Origin of the sequence: Domibacillus sp. (assembly GCF_031181085.1) — a bacterium.
In the GTDB taxonomy this organism is placed as follows: domain Bacteria; phylum Bacillota; class Bacilli; order Bacillales; family Domibacillaceae; genus Domibacillus.
On sequence record NZ_JAPSLE010000002.1, the window covers coordinates 260,026 to 280,619 of the forward strand.

Consider the following 20,594-nt stretch of genomic DNA (forward strand, 5'->3'; position numbering starts at 1 on the left):
AACAACATTCGAATAAACCTTTCCGGGGCAGGGTGCAACTCCCGACCGGCGGTGTTGGGCATTGAGGCCCTCAGTCCGTGACCCGCATCATGTGCATGCGGTGGATCTGGTGTGATTCCGGAGCCGACAGTGAAAGTCTGGATGGGAGGAAAGGACAGTGTACGTTTTCTGAATTTTTGGAAGGGAAACGTTTATTTCTTGATGCTAAAAGCCCCGTATTGACTGTCAATGCGGGGCTTATTTTGTCTAGCTCCAGGCGCCATCGGAGGTCCACACGATGTGGATCACAAAAGCGTTGCGGCATGATGCTGCGTTTTAGCTTTTGTTCCTTATGAGCCGATAAGCAGGCGCCTTGCGCTTTTCTTGTGTACAGGCGGTATTTTGACTAAGGAGGATGGCTCTTCTCGTGAATAAAGAACAATATATGAATCTTGCTCTTTCGCTCGCCGAAAGCGCGGCTTACCAAACATCACCAAACCCTCCTGTGGGCGCAGTTGTCGTCAAAGACGGCCGAATTCTCGGAATGGGTGCTCATTTAAAAGCAGGAGAAGCTCATGCAGAAGTGAATGCGCTCATGCAGGCGGGTGATGCGGCACAGGGAGCAGATATTTATGTAACACTTGAACCGTGTGCCCATTTCGGCAAAACACCGCCTTGTGCAGATCTTATTATTGAAAAAGGTTTGCGCCGTGTGTTTATTGCTGCGGTTGACCCCAATCCGCTTGTAGGCGGCAAGGGTATTCAAAAGCTTCAGGAAGCTGGTATTGAAGTTGAAACTGGCGTTTGTGAACAACGGGCACTTGAAGTATTAACACCATTTTTTCATTTTATCCAAACAAAACGGCCTTATGTGACGATTAAAACTGCTGTTACCGCCGACGGCAAAACGGCTGCCCATACCGGGCACAGCCGCTGGATCACAAGTGAAGCCGCCAGAGAAGACGTACACCTTCTCAGAAGCCGTCATGATGCCATCCTAACAGGTATCGGCACGGTCCTGCTTGACAACCCGCTCTTGACTTCCCGACTGCCCCAGGGAGGAAAAAACCCGATTCGAATTTTACTGGATACGCATTTGCGCGTTCCGCTTGGTTTTCACATTGTTCAAAATAAAGAAGCAAAAACGATTATTTTCTGTGCGTCCGACGCCCAGACAAAAAAACAGCGTGCATTAGAAGACGAAGGGGTTACGGTGATCCGGCTGCCTCATATGTCGATTGATGCGGTGCTGGATGAGCTCGGCAAAATGAACATTATGACACTGTTTGTAGAAGCAGGTGCTGAAATGAACGCCTCCTTTTTAGACATCGGTGCGTTCAACCGGCTCATTATGTATATGGCGCCAAAACTGATCGGCGGCAAATCGGCTCCATCTTCTTTTGGAGGATTGGGCGGATCGTCGATGGATGAAGCACTCGACCTTGCTTTTGTTTCAATGGAGCAAGTAGGACCGGACTTGAAAATTGTCATGGAAAAAAGGTGATCCTATGTTTACAGGAATTATAGAAGAACTTGGCACAGTCGAACGAATTGTGCGCGGAGGCCGGTCGCTGCAGCTTACCATTGCCGCCAAAAAAGTGCTGGAGGATGTTCACCTTGGCGACAGTATTTCAGTCAGCGGTGTTTGTTTAACCGTTACGACTTTTACAAAAACTCACTTTACCGCTGATGTAATGCCTGAAACCTTTACATCTACCGCTCTTGCTGCTCTTACGCCGGGAGCGCGTGTGAATTTAGAAAGAGCGATGGCGGCTAATGGCCGGTTTGGTGGACATTTCGTCTCCGGACATGTAGATGGCGTCGGTCATATTGTCTCAAAAAAGCACGAAGAAAATGCCCTGTACGTGACGATCTCGTATCCAGAAGAGCTGAGCCGCTACTTTTTGTATAAAGGCTCCGTCGCTCTGGATGGTACTTCTTTAACGCTTTTTGGGGTGACAGACGAAGGGATTACCGTATCTCTTATCCCGCATACACAGGACGAGACCATTTTAGCTTCTAAAAGTGTGGGTGATCCAGTGAATATTGAATGCGACATGCTCGCGAAATATGTCGGCAGTATGCTGGAGAAAAAAGAAGCGCCGAAACGCGGCATTACCATGGATTTATTAAAAGAGAACGGTTATTTGTAAGGAGGAATATCCATGTTTTCGACAATTGAAGAAGCGATTGCGGATTTAAAAGAAGGTAAAGTCATCATTGTAGTAGACGATGAAGACCGTGAAAACGAAGGCGACCTTGTCGGCATCGCCGAACTTGTGGACGGTGCCATGATTAATTTTATGGCAAAAGAGGGCCGCGGCCTTATTTGCGTGCCGATTGAAGAACAAATTGCGAACCGGCTTCATTTCCACTCTATGGTGGAACGCAACACGGACAGCCATGGAACGGCGTTTACAGTCAGTGTTGACCATATCAATACGACAACCGGCATCAGTGCATTTGAACGGGCGGATACCGTAAAAGCGATGGTGGACGATGCGGCTGTGCCTGCTGACTTTAAACGGCCGGGACATGTTTTTCCGCTGATTGCCAAGTCAGGCGGCGTGCTGCGCAGAACCGGCCATACCGAAGCTGCCGTAGACCTTGCCAAGCTTGCCGGATACAAGCCGGCTGGTGTGATATGCGAAGTGATGAATGATGATGGAACGATGGCCCGTCTGCCGGAGCTTGAAGTGATGGCGGAAAAATTCGGCCTGAAAATCATCACGATTGAACAGCTTGTTGCTTACCGCCGCGGTCGTGAAACGCTTGTCCGACGCGAAGCGGATATTCAGCTTCCAACGGATTTTGGGCAGTTCCGCGCGGTTGGCTATGAGGAAGATTTAACAGGCCAGGATCATGTAGCGCTTGTAAAAGGAGATATTTCCGGTGAGGAGCCGGTGCTTGTCCGTGTTCATTCGGAATGCCTGACAGGCGATATCTTCGGCTCACACCGCTGCGACTGCGGACCGCAGCTTCATGCTGCCCTTGCACAGATCGAAGAAGAAGGCCGCGGCGTGCTGCTTTATATGCGTCAGGAAGGCCGGGGTATCGGACTGATTAACAAGCTGAAAGCATACGAGCTTCAGGAGCAGGGCTATGACACGGTCGAAGCAAACGTAAAACTCGGATTTAAAGACGATCTGCGTGATTACGGCATTGGCGCCCAGATTTTGCGTGACCTTGGCATTTCCAAAATGCGGCTGTTAACAAACAACCCGCGCAAAGTTACCGGTTTAAACGGGTACGGTCTTGATATTGTCGAGCGTGTGCCGATTGAGATGCCGGCCAACGATGATAACCGCAGTTATTTAAAAACGAAAATCTCAAAGCTTGGCCACTTATTACATGTAGAAGAGGGGAATAAATAATGGGAAAAACATTTGAAGGACATTTAATTGGAGCAGGATTGAAAGTAGGCATCGTTGCCGGCCGTTTTAATGAATTTATTACAAGCAAACTCATTGCAGGAGCAGAAGATGGATTTATCCGCCATGGTGTAGACGCAGACAACATTGACATCGCCTGGGTGCCGGGGGCATTTGAATTGCCGCTCGTTGCGAAAAAAATGGCGGAAAGCGGAAAGTATGACGCTGTTATTACACTCGGTGCTGTTATTCGCGGAGCCACTGCTCACTTTGATTATGTCTGCAATGAAGCAGCAAAAGGAACTGCCCAGGCTGGCATGCAAACGGGAGTACCTGTAATCTTTGGTCTTTTAACAACGGATACGATTGAGCAGGCGATTGAACGTGCCGGTACAAAAGCGGGCAATAAAGGCTGGGACTCAGCGATGTCTGCTATTGAAATGGCGAACTTGCTCCGCTCATTTGACGCGTGATATAATGGCCTTTGTGGCTGGCTGCCAGACATTCGTCTGACAGCACAGCGGGTAGGGAGAGGGCGCTTCACAGTAAGCAGGTTTTAACAATGAATGGAGGAATTTTTAAGCTTCGCGAGCACGGAACAACCTTCGCGAAGGAATGGTCTGCGGGTGTAACGGGCTTTTTAACCGTTATTTACATTATCGCAGTGAATGGGCTCATTTTATCTGAAGCAGGCATGCCATTTGAGGCTGCTGCTGCTGCGACAATCGTGTCAGCGGCTGCAGGCTGCTTGATCATGGCGCTCTGGGCAAATGCCCCGATCATTATCGTGCCGGGCATGGGGATTAATGCCATGTTCACGTATACGTTTGTTGAGGAGATGGGCATGACATGGCAGCAGGCACTTGGCGTTACCGTTATATCGGGCCTTTTATTTGCCGTCGTGACATTTACGCCGCTTGCCGCCAAGTTAAACAGCGTGGTGCCGGCATCCTTAAAAGAAGCGATCACGATTGGCCTCGGTTTATTTCTGATTGTAATCGGCGTAGAGAAAGCCGGATTTTCCTGGGCTGCTCTCTTAACGCTTCTTGTAGCGGTAATTCTTTATTGGCGCAAGGTGCCGGGAACGTTCATCTGGGTGATTGCAGCCGGAACCGGCATTGCCTGGCTGTTCGGCAGTCTCCCGGAGGCATCGGGCAATGTTGGGGTCAAAAGCTATACGGAAGTATGGGGCGCCTGGACGATTCAAGGCCTGTCCCCGTTTGTTTTTATACCAGCGGTTTTTTCACTGACGATGGTGCTGGTGTTTGAAAACATCGGGCTTGTGCACGGGCATTTGAATTTGGCCCGGCAGCCGGAAAAATTCAAGCGTGCCATCCAGGCAAATGCTGCTTCTGTTGTGGCAAGCGGGCTGGCCGGATCAAGCGCAAACGTATCAGCTGTGGAAAGCGCAGCGCCGATTGCATCCGGCGGGCGGACTGGCTTAGTGCCGCTGACGGCTGGACTGCTGTTTCCGCTTGCTTTTATCGCAGCGCCATACTTAAATAGGGTTCCGGGTTCTGCGGTTGCTCCGATTTTGATCATTATCGGTATGCTGATGACGATGAACATCCGCCGCCTGCCCGTTTCAGACTGGACTGAATTGATTCCAGCCCTGGCGATTATCGCCATTATCCCGCTTACCTCAAGCATTGCAGACGGTATTGCGGCTGGCTTCATTTTATATCCTATTTTAAAAATGACCCGCGGGCGATTCCGCGAAGTGCCTGTTTCGATGTATATTATCGCGGTGCTTTTCCTAATGAATACAATTGTTCACTAAAAACCCGCCTCTTGCAGGCGGGTTTTTTCTTTTGTTAAAAATGGCACAAACCCTTCGAAATGCAACACCAATGGGTTCAAATCTGCTATACTAAACAACAAATCAGCTGTGAAAGAGGGAGTTATGTTGGAGATTTCGTATATTAAAGGCCATGGGTCGGGAAATGATTTTATTTTGATCGATGAGTGGACGAATGCATATACATTTACAGAAGAGAACCGCCGCGATCTCGCTTTAGTGCTTTGCGACCGGGAAAAGGGCATTGGCGCCGATGGAATTGTATTTGTGATGGAAAGCGCGCATGCCGATGCGAAAATGCGTATTTTTAACAGTGACGGTTCGGAAGCGTCCATGTGCGGCAACGGGCTGCGTCTGCATGGACGGTACGTGCTGGATAAACTTGGGAAAAATGAGATTATCGTTGAAACAAATAAAGCCGATCTTTATGTGAAGCGGGACGGCGATATTTATGAAGGCGTGCCGGCATACCGTGTTCAAATTTCACCGGTCTTGTTTAATCTTGCAGATTTGCCAATGACGATCGGAAAAGAACATTTGTTTAATGAAGTGGTGCCCGAACTGTCTGATTCTATCCGGTTCTCTGCGCTTGCCGTACCGAACCCTCACTTAATTGTTGTGGCAGACCGGGAGCTTATTGCTTCAGATGAGCAAAAACGGATTTCAGAAATGCTGAACGGGAAAAACGACATTACGCCAGATGGTGTAAACGTCAGCTTTGTGTATCCAATCCAAAAAAGAACACTATATGTGCGGACGTTTGAGCGCGGCGTCGGTTTTACCAATGCATGCGGTACAGCGATGTCCGCTTCTACGCTGACTACATGCCAGCTCGGCTTAAATGAAATGGAAACGCCTATTGACGTATACAACAACGGGGGAAAAGTCCGCTGCGAAGTGCACGTGCATGAAGACGGACAGTACTCTATTGATTTAATCGGAAACGGAACATATATGTTCGGCGGCACAATCAGTATTGACCTTGATACGCCGGCTCATTTTACCGTTCATAACCAGGAGGCGTTTGCTGAACAAAATGCCTATGAGCAATTGCGCGAGGAAGTAGAATCGTATCTGGCTTCAACCGTTTTTTAATCCAGGAAGGTTTCCTGGATTTTTTGAACGGACAAGAGTTAAAAACCTTTACAGCTAAGAAAGGAAGATTGGGATTGCAGCAAAAGAACTGGCGCGCCTATGCTTATTACGGCTCACTTGTGCTGTTTCTCGTCCTGTTTACATGGGGATTTTTCGAAGTGGTCGAGGCCCTTCAAAGAAATGAAGTGGCGGCGTTTGACACGAAAATCATCAACGAGGTACAGTCATGGATCAACGAAGGCCGGACAGCCCGGATGATCTTTTTCACCAATCTTGGTTCCGTCATGTTTTTAAGCGCGGCAACCGGGGTTATTTCTCTTTTTCTCGTGATCCGCAGACGGTATGGATGGGCGCTGTTTTTTATACTGGTAAATGGCCTTGGCGGCGCGTTTAATCATTTTTTAAAAGAGCTGTTTCAGCGTCAGCGGCCGGATGTTCTGCCGTTAATCGAACAGGGCGGCTACAGTTTTCCAAGCGGTCATTCTATGGGATCTTTTATTTTTTACGGGGCGCTTTCTTTTATGCTGTTCCGGCTTTTACGTGGAAAGTGGAAAAAAACCGTATCGGCGCTTGTGGCCGGCTCTATGATTTTTTTAATCGGCTTATCGCGCATTTATCTCGGTGTTCATTATCCAAGTGACGTAGCAGGCGGCTTCTCCATAGGCGCTGCCTGGCTGTTTTTTTGGATTATGCTGTTTCATTTTACCGAATATCGACTGGCCCGCCGGCTTTCTCCTCGTTGAGAAAGCCGTTTTTTCGTTTATAAGAGCCAATCTTTTGGCTGAATGGGCCGAAAAATCGGCTGATACCGAAAGAACTCCCTTTTATGTCAGCGTTTCCGTTGTTGGCACAGTGCCTGCAATAAAGTAAACGAATGACCAATTAAAAGGAGGAATTAAAATGAAAATAACAGCCGTAAATGAACCGAACCAGGAGCCTGAAGCAACAACAAATATGAAAGCAGCCGTCGTAAATGAATTTAAGCAGCAGCTCGAAGTAAAAGATGTACCCAAGCCCTCGCCAAAACGAGGAGAGGTACTGGTTAAAATTGAAGCATGCGGTGTATGTCATACCGACCTCCACGCAGCGCATGGTGACTGGCCGGTCAAGCCAAAGCTGCCGCTTATTCCAGGCCATGAAGGTGTAGGGATTATCGAAGAAATTGGTGAAGGGGTCACCTCTTTAAAAACAGGAGACCGGGTCGGTATCCCCTGGCTGTTTTCCGCATGCGGTGAATGTGAGTACTGCCTGCAGGGACAAGAAACGCTTTGCCCTCATCAGGAAAATGGCGGCTATTCAGTTGATGGCGGCTATGCTGAATATTGTGTCGCACCAGCTGATTATGTAGCAAAAATTCCAGATGGCCTCGATCCAGTCGAAGTAGCTCCTATCTTGTGTGCGGGCGTAACAACGTACAAAGCGTTAAAAGTATCAGGAGCAAAGCCAGGCGACTGGGTTGCGATTTACGGAATTGGCGGCCTCGGCCATATTGCGCTTCAATATGCGAAAGCAATGGGCTTTAACGTCATTGCCGTCGATATTTCAAATGAAAAGCTGGAACTTGCTCAAAGTTTGGGAGCGGATGAGGCAGTAAACGGTATGAACGAAGATCCTGCCGATGCCATACAGGAGAAAGTGGGCGGTGTACAGGCGGCCATCAGTGTAGCAGTGACGAAAAAAGCGTTTGAGCAGGCATACCGTTCTGTTAAACGCGGAGGCACACTTGTTGTGGTCGGCCTTCCAAATGATGAGCTGCCAATTCCGATTTTCAATACGGTTTTAAATGGTGTATCTGTGAAAGGCTCCATTGTCGGAACACGACTCGATATGAAAGAAGCGCTTGAGTTTGCGGCACGCGGTAAAGTAAAAGCACAGGTAGAAACGGCGCCGCTTGATGAAATTAACACCGTCTTCGATAAAATGACGCAAGGAAAAATCAACGGCCGCATTGTGCTGACTTTGTAAGCGTCTCGGTTGACATTCAAGTTGGGAACCGTTATTTTGGAAATGTAAGCGTTTTATACAACGATTTCCATCATTCAAAGGGGGAAGGGTATATGATTTACGCAAATCCAGGGCAGGAAGGATCAAAGGTTGCATTCAAGAAAAGATACGAGAATTATATTAATGGAGAGTGGACAGCACCGCTCGGCGGCCAGTACTTTGAAAATATCACGCCTGTTACAGGTGAAGTATTTTGTGAAGTCGCACGCTCTCAGGCTGAGGATATTGAGCAGGCTTTGGATGCCGCCCATGCCGCAAAAGATGCGTGGGGAAAAACGTCGGCTGCCGAGCGTGCCAACATTTTAAATAAAATTGCCGATCGTCTTGAAGAAAACTTGGAAATGCTGGCGGTTGCGGAAACGTGGGACAACGGAAAAGCGGTTCGTGAAACATTAAATGCCGATTTGCCGCTGGCGATTGACCATTTCCGTTACTTTGCCGGAGCAATCCGGGCTCAGGAAGGGTCCTTGTCACAAATTGACAATGACACCGTTGCGTATCATTTCCACGAGCCGCTTGGTGTAGTCGGACAAATTATTCCGTGGAATTTTCCGCTCCTCATGGGTGTGTGGAAGCTTGCACCGGCTCTTGCTGCTGGAAACTGTGTAGTCTTAAAGCCGGCTGAACAGACTCCAGCGTCTATTCTTGTATTCATGGAGCTGATTGAAGATCTGCTCCCGCCTGGAGTCGTAAACATTGTCAACGGCTTTGGACTTGAAGCCGGAAAACCACTGGCCTCGAACAAACGAATTGCTAAAATTGCTTTTACCGGCGAGACAACAACCGGCCGCTTGATTATGCAGTATGCATCACAAAACTTGATTCCGGTCACACTCGAACTCGGCGGGAAATCACCGAATATTTTCTTTGAAGACATTATGGAAAAAGATGATGCGTTTTTAAACAAAGCAGTTGAAGGGTTTGTCATGTTTGCGCTCAATCAGGGAGAAGTGTGTACATGCCCATCCCGTGCGCTCGTTCATGAAAGCATCTATGATCAGTTTATGGAGCGGGTCATCAAGCGAGTGAATGAAATTAAAACAGGCAACCCGCTCGATACGGATACGATGATGGGGGCACAGGCTTCAAACGAGCAGATGGAAAAAATCCTTTCTTACCTGGATATCGGCAAGCAGGAAGGTGCTGAGTGCCTGGCAGGCGGTGAGAGAAATACGGTCGAGGGACTAGAAAACGGCTATTATATCAAACCGACTGTTTTTAAAGGCAGCAACAAAATGCGCATATTCCAGGAAGAAATTTTTGGGCCTGTTGTATCAGTGACAACGTTTAAAGATGAAGCAGAGGCGCTTGAAATCGCCAATGACACGTTGTACGGACTGGGTGCCGGCGTTTGGTCCCGCCATCAAAACCGGGCATACCGGTTTGGCCGGAACATTCAAGCGGGCCGCGTTTGGACAAACTGTTACCACCAGTACCCGGCACATGCGGCGTTCGGCGGCTATAAGATGTCCGGTATTGGCCGTGAAAATCATTTGATGATGCTGAATCATTACCAGCAGACGAAAAACCTGCTTGTCAGCTATTCAGAAGATGCCCTTGGATTCTTTTAAATCAAAAAGTCGCTGCCGCTTTAGCGGCGGCGTTTCTTTCGTAGGAGGGAAAACAGGATGGTTGACCGTGTTACCGCAACGCCGGCTGCTCTCGCGTTAATAAATCAGTTAAAAGCAAAACACGGACCGCTTATGTTTCATCAGTCTGGCGGGTGCTGCGACGGCAGCTCGCCGATGTGCTACCCGGACGGGGAGTTTATAACGGGTGATGCGGATAAAAAGCTTGGTGAAATTGGCGGGGCACCCTTTTATATTAGTGAAGCCCAGTATGAATATTGGAAACATACCCAGCTTATTATCGATGTTGTAGACGGGCGGGGAGGCATGTTTTCTCTTGAAGGACCGGAAGGAAAAAGGTTTCTGACAAGGTCACGTGTATTTACAGAAGAAGAGAGACGGGAACTGAATCAATAACCGAAAAAGCCTCTATAAAATAGAAGTTTCAGATTGTAAAAAGTAAAGTCTTTTGTCAAAGGAAATCTCTCTTTCTTTTTCATGCAAGAAGTGTAGGCGGTTGAGATAAGAGCCGATAAGGCGGCGGGCGTGCAGCTTCGCTTCCCCTATCGGCTCTTTTTAAGAAGCGATGTTTTCCGAAAAGTCTTCTGCCCGTTTTCGATAGTGAAGGCTTTCGTGATTTTGGCTGATGAGCCTTTTACCATGTTACGTTTCATTTAAATAATAGCGGATTTTCCGTTTAGAAATACCGAGCCGCTCAGCGGTCTGTGCCCGGCTTCCGGCCGTCTCCCGGAGCGATTTTTGAATAAACGCTTCAGCTACTCTTTTTTCCATCCCTTTCATTTCCTGCATCAGTTTATCAAGCGAAATGGGCTCGTTTCCTGCATATAAATCGGCTATGTAATCGGAAAACCGGCGCCATTCCTGGTCGAATGACGGCGCGGGTGCCGCAGTCATTCTTTTCGTAGAAAGCGTTTCTGTCATTTTTTGAGGGAGCATCTCTGGCGTAACAAACAGTTCCTCTGGATAAAGAGCCGCCAAACGCTGCAGAAGATTCCCCAGCTCGCGCATATTGCCAGGCCAGTTATACCGCATGCATACCTCCATTGCTTCTGGTGAAAAAGAAAAAGGGAGGCGTTGTTTTTGTTTGTATGCTTCGATAAGAAGCGGAATATCTGACGGCCGTTTACGCAGCGGAGGGATCACTAGTTTCACAACGTCGAGCCTGTACAGCAAATCTTCCCGGAAAGCGCCGTCTGCCACCGCTTGCTCTAAATTCGTATGGCTCGCGGCAATGATGCGGGCATTTGTACGCTTTGGTGCCGGGTCGCCGATTTTAAAAAATTCGCCTGTTTCCAGTACGCGCAGCAGCTTTACTTGCGTCGCAAGGGAGGCCTCGGCAATTTCATCTAAAAACAGCGTTCCGCTTCCCGCCGTCTCCACGTATCCCGCCCGGTCGGAGGCGGCACCGGTAAAAGCGCCTTTTGTATGGCCAAACAATTCACTTTCAAGCAGTGACTCGGAAATGGCCCCGCAGTTCACACCGATAAAAGGTGCCTCAGCCCGGCTGCCGGATTGATGCAGAAAGCGGGCCAGCACTTCTTTACCGGTGCCGGTTTCTCCTTCAATTAAAATGGTAATCTGTTTGGCAGCGAGTTTAAAAGCGAGGCGGTACAAATCATGCATATCTGAACTTGTTCCTAAAAAAGCACCGGCGGCCAGTGCTGCCTGTATGTAATCTTCTTCCTCTTTTTGTGCCGTTAACTTATCAAGCAGCTCCTCTAGGGCTTCAATATGTTCAAATGGTTTTTCCAAAAAATCTTCTGCACCAAGCTGGATGGCTTCTACTGCCATCCTGACAGTGCTGTAGCCCGTCATGATAACCACTTTGCAGCGAGGTGCCTTTCTTTTCAGTTCTTTTAAAAGCTCAAGGCCATTCCGGTCGGACAGCCGTACATCTACAAAAGCCACATCAAACTGGTCATGGCGGGAAAGCCGGTCAAAAGCAGCGCCGCTTTCTGCATACGTCACCTCCATTTCTTTCATTTTAAAAAGCCTTGTTAAAAAACGGCCGATTTCCTGCTCATCATCGACAACCAAAATATGAGCCATGCTGTCTACCTCCCCTTTCTTCTTGGAATGGCCAGGGTAAATGTGCTGCCTTCATGCAGCCTGCTTGTCACCGTTAACGTTCCGCTGTGTGATTCGGCAATACCAAGGCTCACCGATAACCCGAGCCCGGTTCCTTGATGGGCGGATTTAGTGGTGAAAAACGGATGGAAAATATCATCCATTTTTTGGGACGGGATGCCACATCCATTGTCTGCCACCCGCATATAAACCGAGTGCTCGTCAAACTCAGTCCAGACAGACACTTGTTTCGCCGTTTCTTTTTCTATACAGGCGTCCTTCGCATTTAGAAGCAGATTAACGGCGATTTGGCTGAGCTGCTGAATGCTGCCGTCAATAAGCGGCAGCTGCTCGTCCAGCTCAACCGTTAATTCGATCTGCTGCTTTTCCATTTGCCGGCCGGTCAGGCGCAATGCTTCATATAAGGCATCGTTTAAGGAGCAGGGAATGAAAGAAGCGGGTTCCTGGCGGGAAAAAGCAAGAAGGCTGCGGATAATCGCCCGGCACCGTTTGCCGCATTCCTCGATGTCTGTAAGAAGCGGCTTTGTTTCACTTGTGGAAAGCCGAAGTAAAAGCTGGGTATTGCCAATAATAGCGGTTAACGGATTGTTTAATTCATGGGCTACGCCCGCCGCCATTTCGCCGATTGCCGCCAGCTGGCCGGAATGAATAATTTGCGCCTGCATCAGCTGTTTTTCTGTAATGTTTTTTAAATACACAATTACACCATCTATTTGTCCATCATCAAGCAGCGGATAAAGGGCACATTCAAACACCTGGTTTCCGATCGATACTTCCTCCATATGAGGTTTTATTTCCTGAACGGTTTGTTCAAAAAGCTCTGCTGCTAAAAAAGTGAAGACACTTTTAGCTTGGGGCCAGTTCACAGCGGCACTGTCATTTTTCGTTAAAATGGTTCCGTTCAGGTCGGTTATGACAATAGAGTCCGCTACGGCACGAAAAGTCGATTCCCACCTGGACTTGCTGAGCAGCACCTCATGGTAAAGCCGGGCATTTTCAATACAAACGGCGATTTGTCCGGATAAATGACTGAAGAAAGCCTGGTCTTCCTGACAGAAAGCTGCCGGTTCACGTGAGGCAAGCCCGATTACGCCAGTTATCACGCCGCGGCTTCTGAGCGGAAACAGCCAGACAGAGCGAAGCGAGAGCGCTTGAAACGCTTCACATTCGAAAAAGGAATCTGCATCATTCGGGACATAAAGAACATCCTGCCCGGTTAAAAACACTTCTGAATAAAGCGAGTCATCAGCCGGAAAAGCCGTTCCTTCCGGCAAAAAAGCGGCTTGTTCCGGGTATACATCGGCTATTCGAAGAGAGCCATCCTCCCAGACTGCTAGACTGAGCCGGTCAATCCGATATACCTTCTTCAGCTTTTCCTGCGTATGCTTCAGCATCGTGTGAATGGACATATCAACATTAAAGCTGCGCATCATCTCATTGATCACTTCAAGCTGGCTGTTTTTCTTTTGCAGCTCGTCAACGGTCCGCTTTAACTCTGTATAATAATTCCGTTTGGATGATTGGACGCCCGTCAGCAGCCGGATCATATCAGGCCGGTTCATGAAAGAGCCCTTCTCAACAGAGCGGCGACTTCCTCCGCTGAAATATCGCGTGGATTGGTAATCATGCAGGCGTCCATCAGGGCAATTTCACTCATTTCCGTGATGGCTTTTTCTTCAAATCCCATCTCTGAAAGGGAAAGCGGAGCCCCGATATCAACGGCAAGCTTTCGAACGGACTGGATGGCCCTCTCACCGGCGGCGATATCAGAAAGTCCGGTTACGTCTTCTCCCATTAAAACGGCCATCTCCCGAAACTTTTTCGGGCAGGCAATTAAATTAAATTCCATCACGTGCGGGAGCAGAACAGCGTTAATGTCACCATGCAAAAACGGATAGCGGCCGCCGATCGTGTGGCTCATCGCATGGGCGGCGCCGAGGATGGCATTGGAAAAAGCAAGCCCTGCCTGGAGACTGGCCATCGCCATTTTCTCTTTTGCTTCTTTGCTGTATTTTGAAGCAACGGACGGGCGCAAATACTGAGACGCAAGAAACAGGGCATTTTTCGCCTGCACATCTGTCATGGGAGTAGCCGCCATACTAACATAAGATTCAATCGCATGCGTAATCACATCAAGGCCCGTGGTTGCAGTCAGTCGCGCACTTTTAGTGGCCAGAACGTCTGGATCGATCAGGGCAATATCAGGAACGAGCGACTTCGAGACAATCGTCATTTTTTTCTGGCGTTCACTGTCCACAATGACGGAAAACTGGGAAACTTCTGATCCGGAACCCGCAGTTGTCGGTATCATCACAAGCGGGGGAAGAGGATGCAGGATGCGGTCCACTCCCTCATAATCTCGAATATGGCCTCCGTTTGTTACAAGAGCGGCGGCTGCTTTTCCCACATCAATCGGACTTCCACCGCCTACGCACATAATGGCATCACACCCATGCTCTTTATAAACACGGGCACAGGCAGCCGCTTCGGCATCGGTTGGATTTACAGATACCTCATCAAATAAAACAGCTGCAAGTCCTGCGTTGTGGCAGCTCGCTATTACAGGCTCTGCCCAGCCGGCGTCCACGACGCCGCGGTCTGTTACGACAAGAACGTGGCGGGCACCAAGCCGCAGGCAGCTGTCACCTGCCTGTGAAATGGATCCGCTTCCAAAAATCACTTCGGGCATCACAAATTTATACACGCAGTTCACATCCGTTTCTTTCCTTGTTTGTTCTATTGTAACACTCCTGCGTATAATGAAGAAAAAGGAAATGAGGAAAGTGCATGTGTTTGATTGCCATTGCTCATCAGGTGAACAGGAATAAACCACTCATTGTAGCAGCAAACCGGGATGAGTTTTGGGGGCGGCCTGCCCTGCCTTCTCACTGGTGGGAAGAAGCACCTATATTGGCCGGCCGTGATGTAGAAAGGGGCGGGACCTGGATGGGGATTTCTAAAACCGGGCGCTTTTGCGCACTCACCAATTACCGCGACCCGGGGGAAGAAGGGGGAGAAAAGCAGTCACGCGGCCATATTGTCCGTTCGTTTCTAGAAAGTAATCTGGAAACAGAGTTGTTTTTGAAAGAACTTGACCGGGAAAGAAATCGTTATCCGGGTTTTAATGTGATTGCCGGTACGGCTGAAGCAATATGGGTGTACAGCAGCCGCTCCGGAAGCCGTCCATTTCTGCTGCCGCCGGGAATTCATGCGATCAGCAATGCCTTTTTAAATACACCGTGGCCGAAAACCGTAAGAATCAAGAAACAAATGGCCCAATCAATGGACAGCAAAGAGAAGCTGTTTTCGATGCTGCAGGATGGAAGGGCAGCAGCAGACGAAGACCTTCCAAATACCGGCGTATCTCTCAAGTGGGAACGGCTGCTGTCTTCTATTTTTATTGAAAGTGCGCACTACGGCACACGCTGCTCTACCGTTCTTGAAGTAAACAGCCGTAAGAGAGCCGTTTGGACAGAACGGACCTTTACACCGGGGCAGCCATTTGAAGAACGAACCTTTACATTTGATTTTTTCTAATAACAAAATGTGCAAAATTCAAATAGAAAGGACAAAAAGAATGCCTCTTAAAAGAAACCATGATCCGAGAATGAATGACCAGCTTATTGACTCTTATTTTAAAAACTGTGTCCCGCTGTCAGAAGCTGTCCGGGAAACAGATGCGCTTTTTTTCGCTTCAGCGGCACAATGGAAGCCAGTTGAAGAAAGAAGATCGCTGTTCGACCGGCTCAAACGGTTATGGACCAGAGGTGAAGAGCCGCTGAAGCTGCATCATACGCTCGTTAATGAAACAGGCGCCTACCCGGATTGGAAACCAGTATTAGACCGGGAATACCAGGTACTTGAAGAACGGGCCGTCCATACCGTTTACGTAAAACCGGGAGAAGATATTCAGGCAGCTCTTGCCGGAGGAGGCAAAACCGTTAAACTCTCAGAAGGCACGTACATTGTGGATGAACTGCATGTGCCGTCTAACACCATCGTCAAGGGAGCAGGAGCAGGCAAAACGATTTTAAAGCTGCGGAATACGGCGCCAAAAAGAAGCTTTGTGATCACAAATGAAAATCATGTCAAAGGCAATCATCACATATTAATAGAAGGCATGACGCTCGACTGGTCGCTTGAACGGCTGCATCCGGATGAAAAATCAGCAAGCGGCAATAACCGCTCAAGCTGCGTAACTTTTGCGAATGTGGCCTACGGCTGGATACGAAACTGTGACGCCATCAATCCTGGCCTTCACTGCTATGATGTGTCTTCAACGTTATATGATTATTCAGGGGACGGACATCGTGCCCGGGGCGGCAGCCGTTTTGTCTGGATTGACGGATGTACGGGTTCTGGCTTTGGGGATGACGGGGTTACGACACACCATAGTGATTATATTTTAATCTCAAATTGTTTTATGTGTGACCCGTCGGGACGGAGTCATAAAAAAGGCGTTTCCAATTCGAATGGCTTTGAAGTCGACGACGGCTCACGCACCGTCTGGCTCATTAATAATGTGTCGGCCCGCTGCTTCGGCGGCGTTGAAATTAAAGCCCATGCAACCAGTTCAGCCGCAGCGAATGTTCATGTTATCGGCCACCTGTCTGAGAATGATAACCGGTCATTTAATTTCCGGCATATCGGCCATCATACGGCAGAAGACCCGGATTCTAAAACAGCCCGCTTTATCACTGCCACACGTATCGTTTCCATTCGGCCTGTTTACACAGAGCTGTATACTGTATCAAAGCCGCGTGTTCTTACTGTGTCCGCTTACCGTCATGTTGTGGTAAACGGACTGCGTGCGGTCGGTGATCCGGCTTATGATTATAAAAATCTGCCTGTCGCGGGTATTCAATATAAAGCAAAATATGTGCATATTCGAGATATAGAGATGCGTGATTTTGCGACGGCCGGGGCTGCGCTGAAAGTTTTTGGGGGCGACAACAGAGCTGATTATGTGACGATAGAGAATGCCCGCTTTGCGAATTGCGGAGCGTGTCCACTCTCGATTGCAGTAGATATGAAAAGTGCTTCGCCGAAAAACACGACAACCGCTTGAAACGAGCGGTTGTTTTCTATAATATAAGAATTGTATGAAAATATTGTTTTATTAAAAAAATGATTCCGTTTAATTTTCCAAAAGAGAGGGTTGTATTCCACTCGAAAGACCGATATAATGTCTACTATACAAAAACAAATGTACATCAGAAAAATACATAGTTGAGGTGACGTTTAGGATGAAGGAGAATGTTAAGGTAGGATTACTCGGTCTTGGAACAGTCGGCACAGGGGTTGTCAAGATGATTCAGGATCATCAGGAGCAGCTTGCTCACCGCGTTGGCTGCTCGGTTGAAGTAACAAAAGTATTGGTTAAAAACGTAGAGAAAAAACGTGAAGTAGAATTGCCAAAAGAGTCCCTCACACTTGATCCATATGAAGTGATTAACGATCCGAACGTAGATGTGATCGTGGAAGTAATGGGCGGCATAGATGAAACGAGAAAATTGCTGCTTGATGCATTTCATCAGAAAAAACACGTGGTCACTGCCAACAAAGACCTTGTCGCGCTGTACGGATCAGAGCTGATGAAAGCAGCGGCTGAAAACGGCTGTGACTTTTACTACGAAGCAAGTGTAGCCGGCGGTATTCCCATTATCCGCGGTCTTGCAGACGGACTTGCTTCTGATAAAATTAGAACGATGATGGGAATCGTGAACGGTACAACGAACTTTATCCTGACGAAAATGAACAAAGAAGGCATGTCTTATGAAACCGCACTTCAAGAAGCACAGGATCTTGGCTTTGCAGAAGCAGATCCGACTTCTGACGTAGAAGGGCTTGATGCCGCACGTAAAATGGCGATTCTGGCACGCCTTGCTTTCTCAATGGATATTGAACTTGAAGACGTAGATGTGAGCGGCATCTCAAAAGTATCAGACAGCGATTTAAAGCACGGCCAGACACTGGGCTATACGATGAAACTAATTGGATATGCAGATCAGCAAAACGGCGGAGCTGAAGTGAGCGTGCAGCCAACGTTCCTATCAAACAATCACCCGCTCGCATCGGTAAATGATGAGTATAATGCCGTTTATGTATACGGAGATGCAGTCGGTGAAACAATGTTCTACGGACCAGGGGCCGGCGGGCTTCCAACAGCAACATCGATCGTAAGTGACCTAGTTGCCGTTATTACCAACATGAGACTTGGTGTAAACGGAAAAAGCATTACAGTACCGCAATTTGAAAAGCAGCTGAAATCATCAGAAGAAAAATTTGCGAAATACTTTATTCGTCTCCATGTGCAGGATGAAGTGGGCGCGTTTTCCGAGCTTACAAAACTGTTTTCAGCCAACGGCATCAGCTTCGAAAAAATTCTTCAGCTGCCGCTTGAAGAAGAAGGCGTAGCTGAAATTGTAATTGTGACACATAAAGCATCACATGAAAGCTACCAAAAAATGCAAGAACAAATTAAAGATTTGGCGGTTGTTCGTTCAATTGAAAGTTTCTACCGCGTTGAAGGAGAAGGAGCATAATCATGGCAAAATGGGAAGGTTTATTACATCAGTACAAAGAATTCTTACCGGTTACCGAAAATACACCGGCACTTTCATTAATGGAAGGAAACACACCGCTTATTCCACTTGTGAACATTTCTAAAAAATTAGGTGTGAACATTCATGTTAAAGTAGAAGGTGCCAACCCGACCGGCTCCTTTAAAGACCGCGGTATGGTTATGGCTGTAGCCAAAGCAAAAGAAGAAGGAAGCAACACTGTCATCTGCGCGTCAACAGGGAATACATCAGCGGCAGCAGCTGCTTATGCATCCCGCGCCGGCATGAAAACCATTGTGGTTATTCCGGATGGCAAAATTGCTCTTGGTAAATTAGCGCAGGCCATGATGTACGGAGCAGAAATTGTTGCGATTGAAGGAAACTTCGATGAAGCACTGGCAATGGTCCGCAGTATCAGTGAAAAATCACCAATTACTCTTGTAAACTCGGTAAACCCATACCGGATCGAAGGGCAAAAAACAGCGGCGTTTGAAGTATGCGACCAGCTTGGACAAGCACCGGACGTTTTAGCGATTCCAGTTGGAAATGCCGGCAATATTACGGCTTACTGGAAAGGCTTTAAAGAATACAATGAAAAATTCGGCACAGGTCTTCCACGCATGCACGGATTTGAAGCTGAAGGAGCGGCAGCGATCGTTCAGGGTGCACCAATTGCACAACCGGAAACAGTCGCAACGGCAATCCGTATCGGTAACCCAGCCAGCTGGAAATTTGCAGAAGCAGCGCGTGATGAGTCTGGCGGTAAAATCGATTTTGTAACAGATGCAGAAATTCTAGAAGCGTATGAAATGATGACACGCGAAGAAGGAATTTTCGCTGAGCCGGCTTCAAATGCTTCTATCGCCGGTATCATCAAGCACGTAAAATCAGGTGAAATCGAGCAGGGAGCAAACATTGTCGCTGTACTGACTGGAAACGGCTTGAAAGATCCGCAAACAGCGATTTCTCAAATCGAGAAAAAACCAACAGTTCTGCCAAACAATGAAGAAGCGGTGTTCAACTTTATCCGTGGAGTGGTCGAAGCATGATGTTTTCCGGCTCTTTGAAAGTGCCGGCATCAACGGCCAATTTAGGGCCTGGATTTGACTCGATCGGCCTGGCTTTTAACCTTTATTTAACGGTGGATGTCAAGCAGGCGGAGGAGTGGGCATTCTCCCACGAATCCGAGCTGCTTGCCGGTCTTCCGGAAGATGATCGTCATTTAATTGCAGTCGTAGCGAAGAAAACAGCCGCCCTGCGCGGCGTCGAGATGACACCGGTAGAAGCTGTGCTGAAAAGTGAAATTCCGCTTGCACGCGGGCTTGGAAGCAGTGCAGCAGCGATTGCGGCAGGTATTGAAATTGCAGACCGTTTTGAAAACCTGGGGTTATCAGATGAAGAAAAATTAAACATTGGCGATCAATTTGAAGGGCATCCTGATAATATTGGTGCGTCTTTGTTTGGCGGAATGGTATGCGGCGTGTCCCTTGGCGAGCATGCCGAACTATTAACACTTCCTGCACCAGACGTAGACCTGGTTGCACTTGTGCCGCCGTATGAGCTGAAAACTGAGGATGCTCGTAATGCGCTGCCGGATTCGTTCAGCCGGAAAGATGCGGTTTTAGCGAGTGCAGTTTCCAATATGCTTGTTGCGGCTTTTATGCAGCATGATTATAAAACAGCAGGACGTATGATGGAGCGCGATGTTTTTCATGAGCCGTACCGTGCTGCACTCATTAAAGAATTTCATCCGGCACGTACACTGGCGAAATCATTGGATGCTTACGCAACAGTGATCAGCGGTGCAGGTCCAACCGTGCTGACACTTGCCCCGCGCGGCAAAGGTGAAAGCATTGCGGCGGCATTCCGGGAGCAGTTTACAGATTGTGATGTTTTACAGTTAAATGTAGAAGCAAATGGCCCAGTGTGGCAGTAAAAAACCGGCGGAGCGTTCCGCCGGTTTTTTTGCATGAAAAAGGGCAGATAAAGGAGTTGACATTTTCGTAAAACACTTTATAATTGAAATTGAGATTCATTCTCATTAACCCCCTCTTATGAGTATGAATTGAACATCCGACTTGTGACGGCTTTCGAGCCGTCTTTTTTC

At 48.1% G+C, this 20,594-nt stretch carries 18 protein-coding genes and 1 riboswitch; of the genes, 15 read left to right on the forward strand and 3 right to left on the reverse strand.

Annotation, left to right across the window (positions count from 1 at the left end):
* The first annotated feature begins 14 nt into the window (after positions 1 to 14).
* A riboswitch (FMN riboswitch) is annotated at positions 15 to 157 on the forward strand.
* Between the two features lie 249 nt (positions 158 to 406).
* From ribD to RIN81_RS05085, 10 genes are all read left to right on the forward strand, one after another.
* Positions 407 to 1,483 (forward strand): bifunctional diaminohydroxyphosphoribosylaminopyrimidine deaminase/5-amino-6-(5-phosphoribosylamino)uracil reductase RibD, encoded by a 1,077-nt coding sequence (gene ribD, locus RIN81_RS05040; protein WP_309087972.1) that lies wholly within the window; start codon positions 407 to 409, stop codon positions 1,481 to 1,483.
* Between the two features lie 4 nt (positions 1,484 to 1,487).
* The gene (gene ribE, locus RIN81_RS05045) at positions 1,488 to 2,132 is read left to right on the forward strand and encodes a riboflavin synthase (RefSeq protein ID WP_309087974.1); all 645 of its coding nucleotides are present in this window, start codon (positions 1,488 to 1,490) and stop codon (positions 2,130 to 2,132) included.
* 12 nt (positions 2,133 to 2,144) lie between these two features.
* The gene (locus RIN81_RS05050) at positions 2,145 to 3,353 is read left to right on the forward strand and encodes a bifunctional 3,4-dihydroxy-2-butanone-4-phosphate synthase/GTP cyclohydrolase II (protein ID WP_309087976.1); all 1,209 of its coding nucleotides are present in this window, start codon (positions 2,145 to 2,147) and stop codon (positions 3,351 to 3,353) included.
* Positions 3,353 to 3,823, forward strand: a complete 471-nt coding sequence (gene ribH, locus RIN81_RS05055) for a 6,7-dimethyl-8-ribityllumazine synthase (RefSeq protein WP_251270778.1) — start codon at positions 3,353 to 3,355, stop codon at positions 3,821 to 3,823. Before RIN81_RS05050 ends, ribH begins: the two co-directional genes overlap by 1 nt.
* An 89-nt stretch (positions 3,824 to 3,912) precedes the next feature.
* Positions 3,913 to 5,130, forward strand: a complete 1,218-nt coding sequence (locus RIN81_RS05060) for an NCS2 family permease (protein WP_309087978.1) — start codon at positions 3,913 to 3,915, stop codon at positions 5,128 to 5,130.
* A 126-nt stretch (positions 5,131 to 5,256) separates the two neighbouring features.
* Complete coding sequence (gene dapF, locus RIN81_RS05065) at positions 5,257 to 6,243, forward strand: diaminopimelate epimerase (protein ID WP_375164500.1); 987 nt, start codon at positions 5,257 to 5,259, stop codon at positions 6,241 to 6,243.
* A 74-nt stretch (positions 6,244 to 6,317) separates the two neighbouring features.
* Positions 6,318 to 6,986, forward strand: a complete 669-nt coding sequence (locus RIN81_RS05070) for a phosphatase PAP2 family protein (RefSeq protein WP_309087982.1) — start codon at positions 6,318 to 6,320, stop codon at positions 6,984 to 6,986.
* A gap of 211 nt (positions 6,987 to 7,197) precedes the next feature.
* Positions 7,198 to 8,208: an alcohol dehydrogenase AdhP gene (gene adhP, locus RIN81_RS05075; RefSeq protein WP_309088289.1), complete on the forward strand. Its 1,011-nt coding sequence runs from the start codon at positions 7,198 to 7,200 to the stop codon at positions 8,206 to 8,208.
* A 92-nt stretch (positions 8,209 to 8,300) separates the two neighbouring features.
* Positions 8,301 to 9,818, forward strand: a complete 1,518-nt coding sequence (gene adh, locus RIN81_RS05080; protein ID WP_309087984.1) for an aldehyde dehydrogenase — start codon at positions 8,301 to 8,303, stop codon at positions 9,816 to 9,818.
* A 57-nt stretch (positions 9,819 to 9,875) separates the two neighbouring features.
* Positions 9,876 to 10,232, forward strand: coding sequence for a DUF779 domain-containing protein (locus RIN81_RS05085; RefSeq protein ID WP_309087986.1), 357 nt, complete (start codon positions 9,876 to 9,878; stop codon positions 10,230 to 10,232).
* A 246-nt stretch (positions 10,233 to 10,478) separates the two neighbouring features.
* Here RIN81_RS05085 and RIN81_RS05090 read toward each other — a convergent pair whose 3' ends face one another.
* The 3 genes from RIN81_RS05090 to RIN81_RS05100 are packed head-to-tail and all read right to left on the reverse strand — an operon-like array spanning position 10,479 to position 14,613.
* A complete protein-coding gene (locus RIN81_RS05090; RefSeq protein ID WP_309087989.1) occupies positions 10,479 to 11,885 on the reverse strand; it encodes a sigma-54-dependent transcriptional regulator in 1,407 nt (468 codons plus the stop codon).
* A 5-nt stretch (positions 11,886 to 11,890) separates the two neighbouring features.
* Positions 11,891 to 13,486: a GAF domain-containing sensor histidine kinase gene (locus tag RIN81_RS05095; RefSeq protein WP_309087991.1), complete on the reverse strand. Its 1,596-nt coding sequence runs from the start codon at positions 13,484 to 13,486 to the stop codon at positions 11,891 to 11,893.
* Complete coding sequence (locus tag RIN81_RS05100; RefSeq protein WP_375164502.1) at positions 13,483 to 14,613, reverse strand: iron-containing alcohol dehydrogenase; 1,131 nt, start codon at positions 14,611 to 14,613, stop codon at positions 13,483 to 13,485. Before RIN81_RS05100 ends, RIN81_RS05095 begins: the two co-directional genes overlap by 4 nt.
* A gap of 98 nt (positions 14,614 to 14,711) precedes the next feature.
* Between RIN81_RS05100 and RIN81_RS05105 the strand changes: the two genes are divergently transcribed.
* The 5 genes from RIN81_RS05105 (at position 14,712) to thrB (ending at position 20,423) form a co-directional block, all read left to right on the forward strand.
* The gene (locus tag RIN81_RS05105) at positions 14,712 to 15,461 is read left to right on the forward strand and encodes an NRDE family protein (protein ID WP_309087995.1); all 750 of its coding nucleotides are present in this window, start codon (positions 14,712 to 14,714) and stop codon (positions 15,459 to 15,461) included.
* Positions 15,462 to 15,501: 40 nt separating this feature from the next.
* A complete protein-coding gene (locus RIN81_RS05110) occupies positions 15,502 to 16,992 on the forward strand; it encodes a polysaccharide lyase domain-containing protein (RefSeq protein ID WP_309087997.1) in 1,491 nt (496 codons plus the stop codon).
* Between the two features lie 178 nt (positions 16,993 to 17,170).
* Positions 17,171 to 18,469, forward strand: coding sequence for a homoserine dehydrogenase (locus RIN81_RS05115; RefSeq protein WP_309087999.1), 1,299 nt, complete (start codon positions 17,171 to 17,173; stop codon positions 18,467 to 18,469).
* 2 nt (positions 18,470 to 18,471) lie between these two features.
* Entirely contained in the window at positions 18,472 to 19,536 is a 1,065-nt protein-coding gene (thrC, locus tag RIN81_RS05120) for a threonine synthase (RefSeq protein WP_251270766.1), read from the forward strand.
* Positions 19,533 to 20,423, forward strand: coding sequence for a homoserine kinase (gene thrB / locus RIN81_RS05125; protein WP_309088002.1), 891 nt, complete (start codon positions 19,533 to 19,535; stop codon positions 20,421 to 20,423). The genes thrC and thrB overlap by 4 nt, the downstream gene beginning before the upstream one ends.
* The last annotated feature ends 171 nt before the right edge of the window (positions 20,424 to 20,594 follow it).

What these genes read in the sequence shown, in the direction of transcription:
- RIN81_RS05110 (WP_309087997.1), top strand. Translation starts at nt 15,502, where the DNA reads ATGCCTCTTAAAAGAAACCATGATCCGAGAATGAATGACCAGCTTATT.
- RIN81_RS05085 (WP_309087986.1), top strand. Translation starts at nt 9,876, where the DNA reads ATGGTTGACCGTGTTACCGCAACGCCGGCTGCTCTCGCGTTAATAAAT.
- RIN81_RS05100 (WP_375164502.1), bottom strand. Translation starts at nt 14,613, where the DNA reads ATGCCCGAAGTGATTTTTGGAAGCGGATCCATTTCACAGGCAGGTGAC.
- ribH (WP_251270778.1), top strand. Translation starts at nt 3,353, where the DNA reads ATGGGAAAAACATTTGAAGGACATTTAATTGGAGCAGGATTGAAAGTA.
- RIN81_RS05090 (WP_309087989.1), bottom strand. Translation starts at nt 11,885, where the DNA reads ATGGCTCATATTTTGGTTGTCGATGATGAGCAGGAAATCGGCCGTTTT.
- thrB (WP_309088002.1), top strand. Translation starts at nt 19,533, where the DNA reads ATGATGTTTTCCGGCTCTTTGAAAGTGCCGGCATCAACGGCCAATTTA.
- RIN81_RS05105 (WP_309087995.1), top strand. Translation starts at nt 14,712, where the DNA reads ATGTGTTTGATTGCCATTGCTCATCAGGTGAACAGGAATAAACCACTC.
- RIN81_RS05095 (WP_309087991.1), bottom strand. Translation starts at nt 13,486, where the DNA reads ATGAACCGGCCTGATATGATCCGGCTGCTGACGGGCGTCCAATCATCC.
- adhP (WP_309088289.1), top strand. Translation starts at nt 7,198, where the DNA reads ATGAAAGCAGCCGTCGTAAATGAATTTAAGCAGCAGCTCGAAGTAAAA.
- RIN81_RS05115 (WP_309087999.1), top strand. Translation starts at nt 17,171, where the DNA reads ATGAAGGAGAATGTTAAGGTAGGATTACTCGGTCTTGGAACAGTCGGC.
- ribE (WP_309087974.1), top strand. Translation starts at nt 1,488, where the DNA reads ATGTTTACAGGAATTATAGAAGAACTTGGCACAGTCGAACGAATTGTG.
- RIN81_RS05060 (WP_309087978.1), top strand. Translation starts at nt 3,913, where the DNA reads ATGAATGGAGGAATTTTTAAGCTTCGCGAGCACGGAACAACCTTCGCG.
- thrC (WP_251270766.1), top strand. Translation starts at nt 18,472, where the DNA reads ATGGCAAAATGGGAAGGTTTATTACATCAGTACAAAGAATTCTTACCG.
- RIN81_RS05050 (WP_309087976.1), top strand. Translation starts at nt 2,145, where the DNA reads ATGTTTTCGACAATTGAAGAAGCGATTGCGGATTTAAAAGAAGGTAAA.
- adh (WP_309087984.1), top strand. Translation starts at nt 8,301, where the DNA reads ATGATTTACGCAAATCCAGGGCAGGAAGGATCAAAGGTTGCATTCAAG.